The 19,702-nt window shown below is 77.4% G+C and carries 2 protein-coding genes; both read left to right on the forward strand.

Going from position 1 to position 19,702, the window contains the following annotated elements; all coding sequences use genetic code 11:
• The first annotated feature begins 23 nt into the window (after positions 1 to 23).
• Positions 24 to 14,669, forward strand: a complete 14,646-nt coding sequence (locus C5N14_RS27355; protein WP_117672153.1) for a type I polyketide synthase — start codon at positions 24 to 26, stop codon at positions 14,667 to 14,669.
• A 45-nt stretch (positions 14,670 to 14,714) separates the two neighbouring features.
• Positions 14,715 to 19,702 (forward strand): type I polyketide synthase (locus tag C5N14_RS27360; RefSeq protein WP_117672155.1); only part of this gene is annotated, 4,988 nt, incomplete at its 3' end.

Consider the following 19,702-nt stretch of genomic DNA (forward strand, 5'->3'; position numbering starts at 1 on the left):
GATTCCCGATACGGAGTGGCCCGATGCCCACTGAGGCTGAGTTCCTCGACTACCTCCGGCGCGCGACCGCCGACCTGCGCGACGCCCGTCGGCGGGTACGTGAGGTGGAGGCCAAGGACCGCGAGCCGATGGCCGTCATCGGGATGGCGTGCCGGTTCCCGGGCGGGGTGTCCAGCCCGGCGGAGCTGTGGGACCTGGTCGACTCCGATGGCGACGGGGTCGGGAACTTCCCCACCGACCGGGGCTGGGACCTGGAGCGGCTGTTCCACGTCGACCCGGACAACCCGGGCACCTCGTACACCAGCCAGGGCGGGTTCCTCTACGACGCGGCGCAGTTCGACCCGGGCTTCTTCGGCATCAGCCCCCGCGAGGCGCTGGCCATGGACCCGCACCAGCGGCTGCTGCTGGAGACCTCGTGGGAGGCGATCGAGCACGCCGACCTCGACCCGCAGCGGCTGCGCGGCAGCCGCACCGGCGTCTTCGCCGGGGTGATGTACCACGACTACGCGTCCCGGGTGCTGGACCTGCCCGACGGCGTCGAGGGGTACATCGGCACCGGCAACTCCGGCAGCGTCGTGTCCGGCCGGGTGGCGTACACCTTCGGCTGGGAGGGGCCCGCCGTCACCGTCGACACGGCGTGCTCGTCGTCGCTCGTGGCCGTGCACCTCGCCGTGCAGGCGCTGCGCCAGCGCGACTGCGACTTCGCGCTGGCCGGCGGCGTGACCGTGATGTCCACCCCGGGCACCTTCGCCGACTTCTCCCGGCAACGTGGCCTCGCCTCGGACGGGCGGTGCAAGTCGTTCGCCGCGTCCGCCGACGGCACCGGCTGGTCCGAGGGCGTCGGCGTGCTGCTGCTCCAGCGGCTCTCCGACGCCCGCCGCGACGGCCGCCGGATCCTCGCCGTCGTGCGCGGCAGCGCCGTGAACCAGGACGGCGCCAGCAGCGGCCTGACCGCCCCCAACGGACCCTCCCAGGAGCGGGTGATCCGGCAGGCCCTGGCCAACGCCCGGCTCTCCCCGGCGGACGTGGACGTGGTCGAGGCACACGGCACCGGCACCACCCTCGGCGACCCGATCGAGGCGCAGGCGCTGCTCGCCACGTACGGGCAGGACCGGGGCGAGGGCGGGCCGCTGTGGCTCGGCTCGATCAAGTCGAACCTCGGCCACACCCAGGCGGCGGCGGGCGCCGCCGGCCTGATCAAGATGATCGAGGCGATCCGGCACGGCTCGATGCCGCGCACCCTGCACGTCGACGAGCCGTCCCCGCACATCGACTGGACCGCCGGCCAGGTCTCGCTGCTGACCGAGGCCCGCCCGTGGCCGGCGTCCGACCGGCCGCGCCGGGCCGCCGTGTCGTCCTTCGGCATCAGCGGTACGAACGCCCACGTCATCCTGGAGCAGGCCCCGGTCGACGACGCCCCGCCGCCCGCCGACGCCGCCCCGCCCGCCGGACCCGTGGCGCTGCCGCTGGCCCCGGTGCTGCTCTCCGCGCGCACCGCCGAGGCGCTCGCCGGGCAGGCCGCCCGGTGGGCCGAGCACCTCGCCGCCGCCGACGCCCCGCGGCCGGTGGACGTCGCCGTCTCCTCGATCAGCCGCTCCGGCCTCGAACACCGGGCCGTCGTCCTGGCCGAGGGCCCCGACGACCTGCTCGCCGGGCTGCGCGCCCTGGCCGGCGGCGAGCCGAACGGCACCGTCACCACCGGATCGGCGTCCCCGCGCGGCCGGGTGGCGTTCCTGTTCTCCGGCCAGGGCGCGCAGCGTCCCGGCATGGGTCGCGAGCTGTCCGCCGCGTTCCCGGTGTTCGCCGCCGCGTTGGACGAGGTGTGCGGGCACCTGGACCCGCTGCTGCCGCGTCCGCTGCGGGAGGTCATGTTCGCCGCGCCGGCCACGCCCGAGGCGGACCTGCTGGACCAGACCGTGTTCACCCAGGCCGGGCTGTTCGCCGTCGAGGTGGCGCTGTTCCGCCTCGTCGAGTCGTTCGGCCTCGCCCCGGACTTCGTCGCCGGGCACTCGATCGGGGAGATCGCCGCAGCGCACGTGGCCGGGGTGTTCTCCCTGGCGGACGCGTGCGCCCTCGTCGCCGCCCGTGGGCGGCTGATGCAGGCGCTGCCCGCCGGCGGCGGGATGCTCGCGGTCGGCGCCGACGAGGCCGCCGTCACCGCGTCCCTGGCCGGGCTGGCCGACCGGCTGGACATCGCCGCCGTGAACGGTCCCACTGCCGTCGTGGTCTCCGGGGACGCCGACGCCCTCGACGAACTCCAGCGGACCTGGACCGACCGGGGTGCCCCGACCCGCCGGCTGCGGGTCAGCCACGCCTTCCACAGCGTCCGGATGGACCCGATGCTGGCGGAGTTCGCGGCCGTCGCCGACAAGCTGACCTACCACCCGCCGACCATCCCGGTGGTGTCCAACCTGACCGGCCGGCTCGCCGAGCCGGAGCAGCTCCGCGACTCCCGGTACTGGGTGCGGCACGTCCGGGGCACCGTGCGCTTCGCCGACGCCGTCGACAGCCTGCACGCCGAGGAGGTCGGCACCTACCTGGAGCTGGGCCCGAACGGCGTGCTGACCGCGATGGCGCAGGGCTGCCTCGCCGACCGGCCCGGCGACGAGCCCGCGCCCCTGCTGGTCGCGGTGTCCCGGCACGACCGGCCCGAGCCGCAGGCCGCCCTGGAGGCCCTCGCCCAACTCCACGTCCACGGCCTGGCCGTCGACTGGACCCGCCTCCTCGCCGGAGCCGGCGGCGAGCGGGTCGACCTGCCGACGTACGCCTTCCAGCACCAGCGGTACTGGCTGGAGCCCGCCGGCCGGTGGACGGACGTCTCCGGGGCCGGCCTCGGCGCGGCCGGGCACCCGCTGCTCGGCGCCGCCGTGTCGGTGGCCGGCGAGGACATGGTGGTGTTGACCGGGCGGCTGTCGGTGTCGACGCACGAGTGGCTGGCCGATCACGTGGTTGCCGGTTCGGTGGTGGTGCCGGGGACGGCGTTGGTGGAGTTGGCGGTGCGGGCCGGTGACGAGGTGGGCGCGTCGCGGGTGCGGGAGCTGACCGTGGCCGCGCCGCTGGTGCTGCCCGCCTCCGGTGGGGTGCGGGTGCAGGTGCGCGTCGGCACGGCCGACGCGGCCGGCCTGCGGTCGGTGACCGTGCACTCCCAGCCGGAGGAGGACGCCGACCCCGAGTGGGTCCGGCACGCCGAGGGTGTGCTGGAGCCGGTGTCGGCCGACGAGCCCGTGCTGGGGGAGTGGCCGCCGGCCGGGGCGTCCGAGGTGGACCTCGCCGGCTGGTACCCGGCGGTGGCGGAGCGTGGCCTGGTGTACGGGCCGGTGTTCCAGGGCCTGCGCCGGCTCTGGACGGCCGGTGGCGAGGTGTTCGCCGAGGTGGCCCTGCCGGAGCGGGTGGCGGGCGACGCGGCGGCGTTCGGGGTGCACCCGGCGCTGTCGGACGCCGCCCTGCACCCGATCGCGCTGCTGTTCGAGGAGACGGCCGCGCCCCGGGTGCCGTTCGCGTTCGAGGGTGTGCAGGTGCACGCCTCGGGGGCGTCGGTGCTGCGGGTGCGGCTGACCCGCGAGGGCTCCGCGGTACGGCTGGTCGCCGTGGACTCCTCGGGCGCGGCCGTCGTCTCCGTCGACTCGCTCGTGCTACGGGAGATGAGCGGGGTGGCCGCCCCGAACCCGGCCGGGCGGTCGCTGTTCGAGGTGGCCTGGCAGGCGGCGGAGACCGCCCCGGCCGGGCAGGTCGTTGGGTGGGCGCTGCTGGCAGCGCAGCCGGGTCAGCTCCACAGCGCCGGCGACGAGGGCGTTGCCGGGCTGGCCGGCGAGCTGGCGGATCGGGGCGGGCTGGCCTCGTACCCGGACCTGGCCGCAGTGGCGGGCGCGGGCGCGGCGGGCGCGGCGGTGCCGCCGGCGCTGGTGCTGCCGGTGTCCGTCGCCCCCGGGGCGGCGGTCCCGGACGCGGTGCGCGAGGTCACGTCCGGCGTGTTGTCGGTCGTGCGATCGTGGCTGGCCGCCGACGCCCTCGCGGAGTCGAGGCTGGTCGTGGTGACCCGGGGCGCGGTGCCCGCCCGGGACGGCGACGAGGTGACGGACCTGGCGGGTGCGGCGGTGTGGGGTCTGCTGCGGTCGGCGCAGTCGGAGCACCCGGGCCGGATCGTCCTCGCGGATGTCGACGCCGACGCCGACGCGGCGGTGCTGGGCCTGCTCGCCCGGGTGGCGGACGAACCCCTCGCCACCGGCGGCCAGGTCGCGGTCCGGGCCGGCGAGGTCCTCGCGCCGCGCCTGGTGCGGGCGTCCGTGCCGGACCCGTCGCCCGTGGTGGGCGAGGGCGCGGTGCTGGTGACCGGTGGCACGGGTTCGCTCGGTGCGCTGGTCGCGGAGCACCTGGTGGTCGCGCACGGGGTGCGGTCGCTGGTGCTGGTGTCGCGGCGGGGCCCGGACGCTGCGGGCGCGGCCGAGCTGGTGGAGCGGCTGGCGGGTCTGGGCGCGTCGGTCCGGGTGGTGGCGTGTGACGTGACCGACCGGGAGCAGGTGGCCGGCCTGGTCGGCGAGGTGACGTCGGCGGGCCGCCTCGCCGGTGTGGTGCACACCGCCGGCGTGCTGGACGACGGCGTCGTCGAGACGCTGACGGCCGAGCGGCTGGCGGGCGTGCTGGCCCCCAAGGTGTCGGCCGGTTGGTTCCTGCACGAGGCCACCACCGGGCTGGACCTGGACCTGTTCGTGGTGTTCTCGTCGGTTGCCGGGGTGCTCGGTTCGCCGGGTCAGGCGGCGTACGCGGCGGGCAACGCGTTCCTGGACGCCCTGGCCGTGCACCGGCGGCGGGCCGGTCTGCCGGCGGTGTCGCTGGCGTGGGGGATGTGGGACACCCCCGGGATGGCCGCGTCCCTCGGCGAGGCCGGGCGGACCCGTTCGACGACCAGGGGTGGCCTCGCCGCGATGAGCGCCGAGACCGGCCTGGCGCTGTTCGACGCGGCGGTCTCGGGGGGCCGGTCGGCCCTCGTGCCGGCCGTGATCGACGTGGCCGCCCTGCGGGCCGCCGCCGGCACCGGCATGGTGCCGCCGATGCTGCGCGCCCTGGTCGGCGCGACCACCATCCGCCGCCAGGCGGGACAGGGCGCGACCTGGGCGACCCGCATCGCCGGCCTGGCCCCCGAGGAGGCCCGCGCCCAGGTCGACGTGCTGATCCGGGGGCTCGTCGCGCAGGTGCTCGGCCACGGTGGGGCGGAGTCGGTGCCGGCGGACCGGGCGTTCCGGGAGTTGGGCTTCGACTCGTTGACGGCGGTGGACCTGCGCAACCGGGTGAACGCGGCCAGCGGCCTGCGGCTGCCCTCGACGCTGGTGTTCGACTACCCGACGCCGCAGGCGCTGGCCGCCCACGTGCACGCCGAACTGGCCGGGGCCGGCAGCGGCGTCGCCGCGTCGGGCGCGCGGACCACCACCGGACTCGACGAGCCGATCGCGATCGTGGGCATGGCCTGCCGCTACCCGGGCGGGGTGGAGACGCCGGAGCAACTGTGGGCGTTGCTGGCCGGTGGCGGGGACGGGATCGGGGAGTTCCCGGCCGACCGGGGTTGGGACCTGGAGACCCTGTTCGACCCGGATCCCGACCGCCCGGGCAGCTCCTACACCCGGCACGGTGGCTTCCTGTACGGGGCGGCCGAGTTCGACCCGGCCTTCTTCGGCATCTCGCCGCGCGAGGCCCTGGCGATGGACCCGCAGCAGCGCCTGCTGCTGGAGGCGTCGTGGGAGTCGTTCGAGTCGGCGGGCATCGACCCGCAGCGGTTGCGGGGCAGCCGGACCGGCGTGTTCGCGGGCGTGATGTACCACGACTACGCCTCCGTCCTGATGGACGTGCCCGGCGAGGTCGAGGGGTACATCGGCACCGGCAACTCGGGCAGCGTCCTGTCCGGCCGTGTCGCGTACACGTTCGGCCTGGAGGGGCCTGCGGTCACCGTGGACACCGCCTGCTCGTCGTCGCTGGTGGCGTTGCATCTGGCGGCGCAGGCGTTGCGTTCCAGTGAGTGTGATCTGGCCCTTGCCGGTGGTGTGACGGTGATGGCGACGCCGGGGACGTTCATCGAGTTCTCCCGGCAGCGTGGTCTGTCGCAGGACGGTCGGTGCAGGTCGTTCGCGGCGTCGGCGGATGGCACGGGTTGGTCCGAGGGTGTTGGTGTGCTTCTCGTGCAGCGGTTGTCGGACGCGCAGCGCGAGGGGCGGAACATCCTGGCGGTGGTGCGGGGCACGGCCGTGAACCAGGACGGTGCGAGTAACGGCCTGACGGCGCCGAATGGTCCGTCGCAGCAGCGGGTGATCCGGCAGGCCCTGGCCAATGCCCGGCTCACCGCCGCCGACGTGGACGCGGTGGAGGCGCACGGCACCGGCACCACCCTGGGTGACCCGATCGAGGCGCAGGCGTTGCTGGCGACCTACGGTCAGGACCGTCAGGCGGATCGGCCGCTTCTTCTCGGGTCGGTGAAGTCGAACATCGGTCACACGCAGGCTGCGGCGGGTGTGGCGGGTGTGCTCAAGATGATCATGGCGATGCGGCACGGCCTCGTTCCGGCGACGTTGCATGTGGACGAGCCGTCGCCGCACGTCGACTGGGCTTCCGGCGCGGTGGCCCTCGCCACCGAGGCCACCCCGTGGCCGGCCGTGAACCGCCCCCGTCGGGCCGCCGTCTCGTCGTTCGGCATCTCCGGCACCAACGCACACGTGATCATCGAGCAGCCGCCCGCCCCCGTGATCGAGGGCGAACCGGTCGCGGCGCCGCGCACCGGCGTCGTACCCCTGGTGCTGTCCGCCGCCGACGGGCCGGCGCTGCGGGAGCAGGCCGCCCGGCTGCACGCCCACCTCGCGGCGCACCCGGAGATCGAGCCGGCCGACGTCGCGCACGCCCTGGCCACCACCCGGGCCGCGTTCCCGCACCGCGCCGTGCTGCTCGGCCGGGACACCACCGACCTGGTGCGGGCGCTGGACGCGTTCCGCCTCGGCGAGGACGTCCCGGCGGCCGTCACCGGCACGGCGCTGCGCGGCGGTGACCCCGTCCTCGTCTTCCCCGGCGACGCGGAGCAGTGGCCCGACGCGCTGGCCGACCTGCTGGACCGGTCGCCGGTCTTCGCCGAATCCGTCGCCGAGTGCGAGGCCGCCCTCGCGCCGTGGGTGGACTGGTCGCTCACCGCCGTGCTGCGCGGCGCGGACGCCCCGTCGCCGACCCGTCCCGGGGTGGCACAGGCCGCCCGGTGGGCCGTGGCGGTCGCGCTGGCCCGGTTGTGGCGTTCCCTCGGCGTACGACCCGCCGCCGTGCTCGGACACGGCGACGGGGAGGTCGCGGCGGCCTGCGTGGCGGGAGCGCTCTCGCTGGCGGACGCCGCGAAGGTGATCGCCCTCGGCAGCCGGCCCCCGGCCGCCGCCGACCCCGCCGACCCGGACGCCGCGCCGGACCGCCCGACGGCTGGCCTGGCCGGGATCACCCTCCAGGCGGCCGAGGTGCCGCTGCACTCCGCGTCCACCGGGGTACCGGTCGACACCGCCGGCCTCGACGCCGCCGACTGGTACCCGGGCCTGCGCGCCGACGCCGACCCCGACGCCGCCGCGCGGGCCCTGCTCGACGCGGGGCACCAGGTCTTCCTGGAGGTGGCCCCCGGCCCGGCGCTTGCCGCCGGCCTCCGGCGCGCCGTGGCCGCCGCCGGGCACGACGCCGTCGTGGTGGACACCCTCCCCCCCGACGCCGCCGGCTGGCCCGCCCTGGTCGCCGCCCTCGCCGAACTGCACGTCCACGGCGCGCCCGTGGACTGGACGGCGGTCCTCGGCGCCCGCCCCGGCCCGGCCGTGGAACTGCCCACCTACGCCTTCCAGCGGCAGCGGTACTGGCCGCAGCCGACCGGCCCGGCCGGGGCCGCCGTGGCGGCCGGCGGGGACGACGCGGACCGGCACTTCTGGGCGGCCGTGGAACAGTCCGACCCGCGGGCGCTGGCCGCCGCCATGCGGATCGACGAGACGGACGCCCGGTCGCTCGACCCGGCGCTGCCGCTGCTGTCCTCCTGGCGGCGTCGCCGCCGCGACGAGTCCACCGTGGACTCCTGGCGGTACCGGGTGACCTGGAAGCCGCTGCCCACCCCCGCCGACGCGGCCCTGTCCGGCCGCTGGCTGCTGGTGGTGCCGGCCGGCCGGGCCGACCACCCGCTGGCCGTCGCCGCCGCCGCGGCACTCGCCGAGGGCGGCGCGGACGTCGTCCGGGTCCCCGTGGCCGACCCGGACCGGGCGGCGCTGGCCGACCAGCTCGGGCGGTCCGCCGGGGACGCCGCACCGGTCGGCGGGGTGCTCTCCCTGCTCGCGCTCGACGACGACGCGCACCCGGCGCAGCCGGTGCTGCCCGCCGGCCTGGCCGGCACGGTCGCGCTCGTCCAGGCCCTCGGCGACGCCGGCATCGCCGCCCCGCTGTGGTGCGCCAGCACCGGGGCCGTCTGCACCGGCCGGGCGGATCCGCTCGACCGCCCCGGCCAGGCGGCGGTCTGGGGCCTCGGCCGGGTGGTCGCCCTGGAACACCCCGACCGCTGGGGCGGCCTGGTGGACCTGCCCGCCGAGCCGGACGCCCGGGACCGGGCCCGGCTGGTGGCCGTGCTGTCCGGCGTCGACGCCGAGGACCAGCTCGCGCTGCGCCCGTCCGGGGTGTTCGCCCGCCGGCTCGTCCGGGCCCGCGCCGACCGGGCCCCCGCCGACGGCTGGCGCCCCCGGGGCCGCACCGTCCTGGTCACCGGCGGCCTCGGCTCGATCGGGGCGCAGGTGGCCCGCTGGCTGGCCCGGGAGGACGCCGCCCGGCTGGTGCTGACCGGCCGCCAGGGCCCGGCCACCCCCGGCGCCGCCGAGCTGGCGGCCGAACTCACCGCGGCCGGCGCCACCGTCACCGTCGCCGCCTGCGACGTCGCCGACGCCGACGCGCTGCGGGCGCTCGCCGCCGAACTCGCCGCGCAGGGCGTCCGTGTCGACGCCGTGTTCCACACCGCCGGGGTGGCCCACGCCGGCCCGGTCGCGGCCCTCGGCCCGGCAGACCTGGCGGACGCGCTGCGGGCCAAGGTGTCCGGCGCGGTGCACCTCGACGAGGTGTTCGGCGACGACCTGACGGCGTTCGTGCTGTTCTCCTCCGGCGCGGGCGTCTGGGGTGGCGGGCACCAGGGCGGCTACGCCGCCGGCAACGCGTTCCTCGACGCGTTCGCCGAGGACCGGCGCCGCCGGGGCCGGCCCGCCACCGCCGTCGCCTGGGGCGCCTGGGACGGCGGCGGCATGGTCGACGCCGAGGGCGCCGCGGACCAGATGTTCCGCTCCGGCGTCCGGGCGATGCGCCCCGACCTCGCGGTGTCCGTGCTGGCCGACGCGCTCGCCCACGACGAGACCACGCTCACCGTCGCGGACATCGCCTGGGACCGGTTCCTGCACACCTACACGCTGGCCCGCCCCCGGCCGCTGATCGGGGACGTGCCGGAGGTGGCGCGGCTGCTCGCCGCCGCCCCGTCCGGCGATGCCCCGGCCGCCCACTCGCCGCTGCGCGCCCGCCTCGCCGGGCTCGCCGCGCCGGACCGCCGCCGGGTGCTGCTGGACCTGGTCCGGGTGCACGCCGCGGCGGTGCTGCGGCTGCCCTCGGCGGAGGCCCTGGCGGCGGACCGGTCGTTCCGGGAGATCGGCTTCGACTCGCTCAGCGCCGTCGAGATGCGCAACCGGCTCGCCGAGGCGGTCGGTGAGACCCTGCCGGCGACGCTGGTGTTCGACCGGCCGACGCCCGGTGCCCTGGCCGACCACCTGGCGAGCCGGCTGACCGGCGACGACGCTCCGGCGGTCGCGCCCACCCGGGCCGCCACGGCCCTCGACGAGCCGATCGCCGTCGTGTCGATGAGCTGCCGGTTCCCCGGCGGCGTCGCCAGCCCCGAGGACCTGTGGCGGCTGGTCAGCGAGGGGCGCGACGGCATCGCCGAGTTCCCCGCCGACCGGGGCTGGGACCTGGAGGCCATCTACCACCCCGACCCGGACCGGCCCGGCACCTCGTACGTCCGGGAGGGCGGCTTCCTCGCCGACGCCACCGGCTTCGACGCCGCCCTGTTCGGCATCTCCCCGCGCGAGGCGCTGGTGATGGACCCGCAGCAGCGGCTGCTGCTGGAGAGCGCCTGGGAACTGTTCGAGCGCGCCGGCACCGCCCCCGCCGACCTGCGGGAGACCGGCACCGGGGTGTTCGTCGGCACCAACGGGCAGGACTACGCGACCCTGCTGCTCGCCGCGCGGGTCGAGACCGAGGGCTACCAGGCCACCGGCAACGCCGCCGCCGTCATCAGCGGCCGACTGGCGTACCACTTCGGGTTGCAGGGCCCCGCCGTCAGCGTCGACACCGCCTGCTCGTCCTCCCTGGTGGCGCTGCACCTGGCCTGCCAGTCGCTGCGGCAGGGCGAGTGTGACCTCGCCGTCGCCGGAGGCGTCACGGTGATGGCCACCCCCGGACCGTTCCTGGAGTTCGCCCGCCAGCGGGGGCTCGCCCTCGACGGCCGGTGCAAGTCGTTCGCCGGGGCCGCCGACGGCACCGGCTGGGGCGAGGGCGTCGGCCTGGTGCTGCTCCAGCGCCTCTCCGACGCCCAGCGCGACGGCCGACGCATCCTCGCCGTGGTCCGCGGCTCCGCGATGAACCAGGACGGCGCCAGCAACGGCCTCACCGCGCCCAACGGCCCCGCCCAGGAGCGGGTCATCCGGCAGGCCCTCGCCAACGCCCGGCTCGCCGGCGCCGACGTGGACGTCGTCGACGGGCACGGCACCGGCACCCGGCTCGGCGACCCGATCGAGGCGCAGGCGCTGCTCGCCACGTACGGGCGGGACCGGCCGGCGGACCGGCCGCTGTGGCTCGGCTCGGTGAAGTCGAACATCGGCCACACCCAGGCCGCCGCCGGCGTCTCCGGCGTGATCAAGATGATCATGGCGATGCGGCACGACCTGCTGCCGCCCACCCTGCACGTGGACGAGCCCTCCCCGCACGTCGACTGGTCCGCCGGGGCGGTCGCCCTGCTCACCGAGCCGCAGCCGTGGCCCGAGGTGGACCGGCCCCGCCGGGCCGGCGTGTCGTCGTTCGGGGTGAGCGGCACCAACGTGCACGTCATCCTCGAACAGGCCCCCGCCGAACCGGCCGCGCCCGCCGCCACCGCCCGGCCCGCCGACGGGGCCCCCGCCGGGCTGCCGGTGCTGCCCTGGGTGGTCGCCGCCGACGGCGCGGAGAGCCTGCGCGCCCAGGCCGCCCGGCTCGCCGACTGGCTGCCGCACCAGCCGACCCCCGACGTCGACGTCGCCCGGGGCCTGGCCACCGGGCGCTCCCCGCTGCGGCACCGCGCGGTGCTGCTCGCCGCCGACCGGGACGAGGCCCTCGCCGGGCTGCGGGCCCTCGCGGCGGGGCAGGACCACCCCGGCCTCACCCGGGGCGTCGCCGAGCCCGGTGGGGCCCTGGCGGTGCTGTTCTCCGGGCAGGGCGCCCAGCACGCCGGGATGGGCCGCCGGCTGTACGACACCTTCCCCACCTTCGCCCGCGCCGTGGACGAGGCGTGCCAGCACCTCGACGCGTACCTGCCCCGGCCGCTGCGCCCGGTGCTGTTCGCCGAGTCCGGCACCGCCGACGCCGACCTGCTCGACCAGACCGTGTTCACCCAGGCCGGGCTGTTCGCCGTCGAGGTGGCGCTGTACCGCCTCCTCGAACACTGGGGGGTCCGGCCCGACTTCGTGGCCGGCCACTCGGTCGGCGAGATCGTCGCCGCGCACGTCGCCGGGGTGCTGTCCCTGCCGGACGCCTGCGCGCTCGTCGGCAACCGGGGCCGGCTCATGCAGGCGCTGCCCGCCGGCGGCGGCATGCTCGCCGTCGCGGCGGCCGAGGTCGAGGTCACCCAGGCCCTCACCGGGTACGCCGGGCGGGTGGCCGTGGCCGCCGTGAACGGGCCGACCGCCGTCGTCGTGGCCGGGGAACTGGACGCGCTGACCGAACTGGCCGACCACTTCACCGCCCTCGGCGTGCGGACCAAGCGGCTTCGGGTCAGCCACGCCTTCCACAGCCCGCTGATGGAGCCGATGCTCGCCGACTTCGCGGCCGTCGCCGCGACCCTGGAGTACGCCCCGCCGGCGGTGCCCGTCGTGTCGAACCTGACCGGCACGGTTGTCGACGCCGACGAGCTGTGCACCCCCGACTACTGGGTCCGGCACGTCCGCGAGGCCGTCCGGTTCGCCGACACCGTCACCCACCTGCACTCCCACGGGGTGACCCGGTTCCTGGAGGTCGGCCCCGACACGGTGCTGACCGCCCTGACCGCCGACGCGCTCCCCGCCGACGCCCCGGTTACCGTCACCGGCGTGCAGCGGCCCGGCCAGGACGAGGTGTCCACCCTGCTCGGCGCCCTCGCCCGGCTGCACTGCCAGGGCACGGCCGTACGCTGGCCGGCGCTGCTGCCCGGCGCCGGCCCGGTGGACCTGCCCACGTACGCGTTCGCGCACCAGCGGTTCTGGCCCACCCTCCACGCCGCCCCGGCCGACGCCCCCGGCGCGGCCGGCGACGACACCGACTCCGCGTTCTGGCGGGCCGTGGTGGACGGCGACGGCGACGCGCTCGCCGGCCGGCTCGGCGTGGACCCGGACCGGCCGCTGCGCGACCTGCTGCCGGACCTCGCCGCCTGGCGTCGCCAGCAGCGGGAGGACACCCTCGTCGACGGCTGGCGGTACCGGATCACCTGGCGCCCCCAGCCGCTGGCCGCCGGGGCCCCCGGCGGCGACTGGACGCTGGTGCACACCGCCGCCGGCCAGGACGTCGCCGACCGGCTCGCCGCGCTCGTCGCCGCGCGCGGCGGCACGCCCCGGCTGCTCCCCGTCGACCCGGCCACGGCCGACCGGGCCGCCCTCGCCGGGCTGCTCGACGGCGTACCGCCGACCCGGGTCGTCTCCCTGCTCGCCCTCGACGAGCGCCCGCACCCCGACCGGCCGGCCGTCCCCGTCGGCCTGACCGCGAACCTCGCCCTGATCCAGGCCGTCACCGACGCCCTGCCCCCGGTGCCGCTGTGGCTGCTCACCCGGCAGGCCGTCGGCACCGGCGCCGACGACCCGGTCGCCAACCCCGCCCAGGCCACCACCTGGGGGCTCGGCCTGGTCGCCGCGCTGGAGCACCCCCGGCACTGGGGCGGCCTGCTGGACCTGCCGGCCACCCTGGACGATGCCGCCGCCGAGCACGTCCTCGCCGCGCTGACCGGCGCCGGAGGCGAGGACCAGATCGCCGTCCGCCCCGCCGGGGCGTACCTGCGGCGGCTCGCCCGCGCGCCGCGCGCCGACCGGACGGGCAGCCCCGGCTGGCAGCCGCCCGGCACCGTCCTGGTGACCGGCGGCACCGGCGCCGTCGGCCGGTACGCCGCCGGGTGGCTGGCCCGGCACGGCGCGCGCCGGCTGCTGCTGGTCAGCCGGCGCGGCCCCGACGCCCCCGGCGCCGCCGAGGCGGTGGCGGAGCTGGCCGCGCTCGGCGCGCAGGCCCGCGTCCTGGCCTGCGACCTCGCCGACCGGGACGCGGTCGCGGACCTGGTCTCCGGCCTGAACGCCGACGGCGAGACCGTGCACGCGCTGGTGCACGCCGCCGGGGTGGGCCGGCTCAACCCGATCGCCGCGGTCAGCGGGGCGGAACTCGCCGACGTGGTGTCCGGCAAGATCGCCGGCGCCCGGCACCTCGACGAACTCCTCGACCCCGGGCCGCTGGAACTGGTCGTGCACTTCTCGTCCATCGCGGCCGTCTGGGGCGTCGGCGACCACGGCGCGTACGCCGCCGGCAACGCCTTCCTGGACGCGTTCGCGCAGTCCCGACGCGCCTCGGGCACCCGGGTCCTCTCCGTCAACTGGGGACCGTGGGCCGGCGGGGGCATGGTGACCGACGCGCACGCCGCCGCGATGAGCCGGCGCGGGGTGTCCCTGCTCGACCGGGAACCGGCGATGGCCGCCCTGCGCGCCGGCATCGAGGGCGACGACGACGTCCTCACCGTCGCCGACGTCGACTGGGAGCGGTTCGCGCCCGTCTTCGCCTCCGCCCGGCCCCGCCCGCTGATCGGCGACCTCGCCGAGGTGGCCGCCCAGGCCGCCGCCGACCGGGCGGACGCCTCCGACGGCGACCAGGTCGCCGCCGAACTGCGCAAGCGGCTCGGCGAGCTGACCCAGGCCGAGCAGAACCGGGTGCTGGTCGACCTGATCCGCACCGCCGCCGGCGAGGTCATCGGCCACGACAGCCCGTACGCGGTGGAGAGCAGCCGGCCCTTCCGGGACCTCGGCTTCGACTCGCTGACCGCCGTCGAGCTGCGCGGGAAGCTGGCCCGGCTGACCGGGCTGAACCCGCCCAGCTCGGTGGTCTTCGACTACCCGACCCCACTGGCCCTGGCCGAGCACCTGCGGTCCGAGCTGCTCAGCGAGGCTTCGGTGGAGGCGCTGCCGACCCTGGCCGAACTCGACCAGTTGGAGAGCGCCCTCGCCCTGCGCGACCCGGACGACACCGGCCGGGTCCGGATCACCATGCGGCTGCACCACCTCCTCGAACGGCTCGGCGCCGCCGAGCCGCGCCGGGAGGAGGCCGCCGAGGTGGCGGACCGGCTGCGGGTGGCCAGCAACCAGGAGCTGTTCGACCTCATCGACCAGGACCTCGGGCTGTCCTGAGCCGCCCGGCACGGACCTGTGGGTGTCACGAGAAAGCGAGAAGTCATGGCGGACGAAGAGCGGCTGCGCGAATACCTGACGCGGGTCGTCGCCGAGCTGCAGCAGACCCGCCAACGGCTGCGCGAGGTCACCGCCGAGGAGTCCGAGCCGGTGGCGATCGTCGCGATGAGCTGCCGCTACCCGGGCGGCATCGCCTCGCCGGAGGACCTGTGGTCGTTCGTCTCCGCCGGCGGGGACGCGATCGGTGGCTTCCCCACCGACCGGGGCTGGGACCTGGAGCGCCTCCAGCACCCCGACCCCGACCGGCCCGGCACCTCCACCACCAGCTCCGGCGGGTTCCTGCACGACGCGGGGAAGTTCGACGCCGCCCTGTTCGGGATCTCCCCCCGCGAGGCGGTCGCCATGGACCCCCAGCAGCGGCTGCTGCTGGAGGTCACCTGGGAGCTGTTCGAGCGGGCCGGCATCGCCCCGCTGTCGCTGCGCGGCAGCCGCTCCGGCGTCTTCGTCGGCACCTCCGGCCAGGACTACGCCGCCGTACTGCACCGCGCCCCCGGCGTCGAGGGGTACGTGCTCACCGGCACCGCCGCCAGCGTCGTCTCCGGCCGGCTGGCGTACACGTTCGGCCTCGAAGGCCCCACCGTCACCGTGGACACCGCCTGCTCGTCGGCGTCCGTCGCCATCCACCTCGCCTGCCAGGCGCTGCGCCAGCGCGAGTGCGGCCTCGCCCTGGCCGGCGGCGCGACCGTGCTGGCCACCCCCGGCCCGTTCGTCGAGTTCTCCCGCCAGCGCGGGCTGGCCGCCGACGGCCGGTGCAAGTCGTTCGCCGCGTCCGCCGACGGCACCGGCTGGTCCGAGGGCGTCGGCATGCTGCTGCTGGAACGCCTCAGCGACGCCCGCCGCAACGGCCACCCCGTCCTTGCCGTGATCCGGGGCTCCGCCGTCAACCAGGACGGCGCGTCCAACGGCCTCACCGCCCCCAACGGGCCCTCCCAGCAGCGGGTGATCGGCCAGGCCCTGGCCGGCGCGCGACTGTCCACGGCGGACGTGGACGTGGTGGAGGCGCACGGCACCGGCACCGTCCTCGGCGACCCGATCGAGGCGCAGGCGCTGCTGGCCACGTACGGGCAGGAGCGGGGCGACGCCGCACCCCTGCTGCTCGGCTCGATCAAGTCGAACATCGGCCACACCCAGGCCGCCGCCGGCATCGCCGGGGTGATCAAGATGGTGCAGGCGATGCGGCACGGGACCGTACCCGCCACCCTGCACGTCGACGAGCCCACCCCGCACGTCGACTGGTCCACCGGCGCGGTCACCCTGGTCACCGAGCCGACCCCGTGGCCGGCCGTGGACCGGCCCCGCCGGGCCGCCGTCTCCTCGTTCGGGATGAGCGGCACCAACACCCACCTCATCCTCGAACAGCCCGAGGAGCCCGCCGCCGCCGAGCAGCCCGAACCGTCCGGCCCCGCGCCGGTGCTGCTCACCGGCCGCACCCGCACCGCGCTGCGCCGCCAGGCCGAGCGCTGGGCCGCCCACCTCGCCGCCGACTCCGGCCCGCGCCCCGCCGACGTCGCCTGGACCTCGGCGGTGTCCCGGTCCCCCCTCGAACACCGCGCCGTCGTCCTCGCCGACGACCCCGCCGGCCTGCTCACCGCCCTGACCGCCCTCGCCGACGACCGGCCCGCCCCCGGCCTGGTCACCGGCGCCGCCGCCGACCGCGGCGCGGTCGCGTTCCTGTACTCCGGCCAGGGCGCCCAGCGCGCCGGGATGGGCCGCGAGCTGGCCGAGGCGTACCCCGTCTTCGCGGCGGCCCTCGACGAGGCCTGCGCCCACCTCGACCCGCACCTGCCCCGGCCGCTGAAGCCCGTCCTGTTCGCCTCGCCCGGCACCGACGACGCGGCGCTGCTCGACCAGACCGTGTTCACCCAGGCCGGCCTCTTCGCCGTCGAGGTGGCGCTGCACCGGCTGCTCGGCTCCTGGGGACTGGCCCCCGACCTGGTCGCCGGGCACTCCATCGGCGAGATCACCGCCGCCCACGTGGCCGGCGTGCTCACCCTCGCCGACGCCGCCGCCCTGGTCGCCGCCCGGGGCCGGCTCATGCAGGCCCTCCCGGCCGGCGGGGCGATGCTCGCCGTCGCGGCCGGCGAGGCCGACGTCGCCGCCTCCCTGGCGGGGCTGACCGACCGGGTCGCCGTCGCCGCCGTCAACGGGCCCGCCTCCGTCGTCGTCTCCGGCGCCGGCCCGGCCGTCGACGAGCTGGCCGAACTCTGGGCCGGGCGGGGGGTGAAGGTCCGCCGGCTGCGGGTCAGCCACGCCTTCCACAGCCCGCTGATGGAGCCGATGCTCGCCGAGTTCGCGGCCGTCGTCGCCCGCCTCGACCTGCGCGCCCCCACCCTGCCGATCGTGTCCAACCTGACCGGTGCGCTGGCCGACCCGGCGCTGCTGCGCACCCCGGAGTACTGGGTGCGGCACGTCCGCGAGGCCGTCCGGTTCGCCGACGGCGTCCGCGCCCTGCGGGCCCACGGCGCCGGCACGTTCGTCGAGGTCGGCCCCGACGCGGTCCTCACCGCCGCCACCGAGGAGACGCTCGCCACCGTCGAGACCGCCCCGGACGTCGCCCCCGCCGTGGTCGTGCCGGTGCTGCGCCGGGACCGCCCGGAACGCCGCACCCTGCTCGCCGCGCTCGCCCGACTGCACGTCGCCGGCACGCCCGTGGCCTGGGCCGACCTCCTCGCCGACCGGCCCGGCCGCCTCGTCGGCCTGCCCACCTACCCGTTCGAGCAGCAGCACTACTGGGTGCCGGCCGAGGAACCGGCCGACCCGGCCGCCGCCGCGACCGGGCTGCTCGACCGGCGCTTCTGGGCCGCCGTCGAACGGGCCGACCTCGACGCCCTGCGCGACACCCTGGCCGTCGACGACGAGGCCACCGCCGAGTCCCTGCGCACCCTGCTGCCCGTCCTCACCGACTGGCGGCGGCAGCGGCAGGAACACTCGCTGCTCGACGGCTGGCGGTACCGGGCCGACTGGCAGGTCACCGCCGAACCGGCCGCCGGCCGACTCACCGGCACCTGGCTGCTCGCCCTGCCCGCCGGCCTCGACGACGACCCGTCCGCGCAGGCCCTCCGCGCCGCGCTCACCGCCGCCGGCGCCGAACCGCTGCCGCTGACCATCGCCCCCGACACCGACCGGTCCGCCCTCGCCGCCGCCCTCGCCGGCACCGACGTCGCCGGGGTCGTCTCCCTGCTCGCCTGGGAAGCGCCGACCGCCGACCGGGCCGCCCTGCCCGGCCTGGCCGCCACCCTCACCCTGGTCCAGGCGCTCGGCGACGCCGGGATCGACGCCCCGCTGTGGCTGGTCACCCGGGGCGCCGTCGCCGCCGCCTCCTACGACCGGCTCGCCGACCCCGCGCAGGCCGCGATCTGGGGCCTCGGCCGGGTCGTCGGCGTCGAGGCACCGCACCGCTGGGGCGGCCTGGTCGACCTGCCGACCCACCCCGACGACCGCGCCGCCGGCCGGCTCGCCGCGATCCTCACCGGCGCGGGCGGCGAGGACCAGCTCGCGGTACGCGGCCCCGGCGTCTTCGCCCGCCGCCTGGTCCGCGCCGCCGTCGGCGACCGCCCCCCGGTACGCCGGTTCACGCCCACCGGCACCGCGCTGATCACCGGCGGCACCGGCGGGCTCGGCGCCCGCGCCGCCCGCTGGCTCGCTGCCGCCGGCGCCGAACACGTGGTGCTGGCCAGCCGGCGCGGGCCCGCCGCCCCCGGCGCCGCCGAGCTGGAGGCCGAGCTGACCGCCCTCGGCGCCCGGGTCACCGTGGCCGCCTGCGACATCGCCGACCGCGCCGCCCTCGCCGCCCTGCTCGACCGGGTCGAGGCCGACGGCCCGCCCGTCCGCGTCGTCGTGCACACCGCCGGCGTCGCCCAGGCCACCCCGCTGGCCGCCATCACCCCGGCCGAACTGGCCGAGGTGACCGCCGGCAAGACCGCCGGCGCCACCCACCTGCACGACCTGCTCGCCGACCGGGAACTCGACGCCTTCCTCGTCTACTCCTCCATCGCCGCGACCTGGGGCAGCGCCGGCCAGGCCGGCTACGCGGCCGGCAACGCGTACCTCGACGCGCTCGTGCAGCAGCGGCGCGCCGACGGCCGGGCCGGCACCGCCGTCGCCTGGGGCCCGTGGGCCGACGGCGGCATGCACGGGGCCGACTCCGACCAGGGGCTGCGCCGCCGTGGCCTGCCCGCGATGGACCCCGCCGTGGCGATGGGCGCCCTGCAACAGGCCCTCGACCACGACGACGTCGCCGTCACCGTCGCCGACGTCGACTGGTCCCGCTTCGCCCCCGCGTACGCGTCGGCGCGGCGGCGACCGCTGCTCGACGGCGTACCGGAGGCGCGGGCCGCCCTCGACGGCGGCGCGCCCGTCGACGACGGCGACGAGGGCCCCGCCGCGACCCTGCGTCGCCGGCTCACCGGGCTGACCGCCGCCCGACGCGAGGAGACCGTCACCGACCTGGTCCGGGAACTGGCCGCCGACGTGCTCGGCCACGACGGCGGGGCCGCCGCCGTCCCGGCCGGCACGGCGTTCCGCGACCTCGGCTTCGACTCGCTGACCGCCGTGGAACTGCGTAACCGGCTGGTCGCCGCCACCGGGCAGCCGCTGCCCACCACCCTCGTCTTCGACCACCCCAACCCGGTCGTGCTGGCCCGGCACCTGCTCACCGGCCTCCTCGGCGCCGCCGCCGCGCCGGCCCCGACCGCCGCCGCGACCACCGCGGACGACGACGAGCCGATCGCCATCGTCGCCATGGCCTGCCGCTACCCGGGCGGCGCCGACGACCCGGACCGGCTGTGGCAGCTCGTCGCCGACGGCGTCGACGCCATCGGCGACTTTCCCACCAACCGTGGCTGGGACCTCGACCGCCTCTACGACCCCGACCCGGCGCACCCCGGCACCACGTACTCCGACCAGGGCGGATTCCTTTACGACGCGGCGGATTTCGACGCGGCCTTCTTCGGCATCTCGCCGCGGGAAGCCTC

The organism is Micromonospora sp. MW-13 (assembly GCF_003434305.1).
In the GTDB taxonomy this organism is placed as follows: domain Bacteria; phylum Actinomycetota; class Actinomycetes; order Mycobacteriales; family Micromonosporaceae; genus Micromonospora.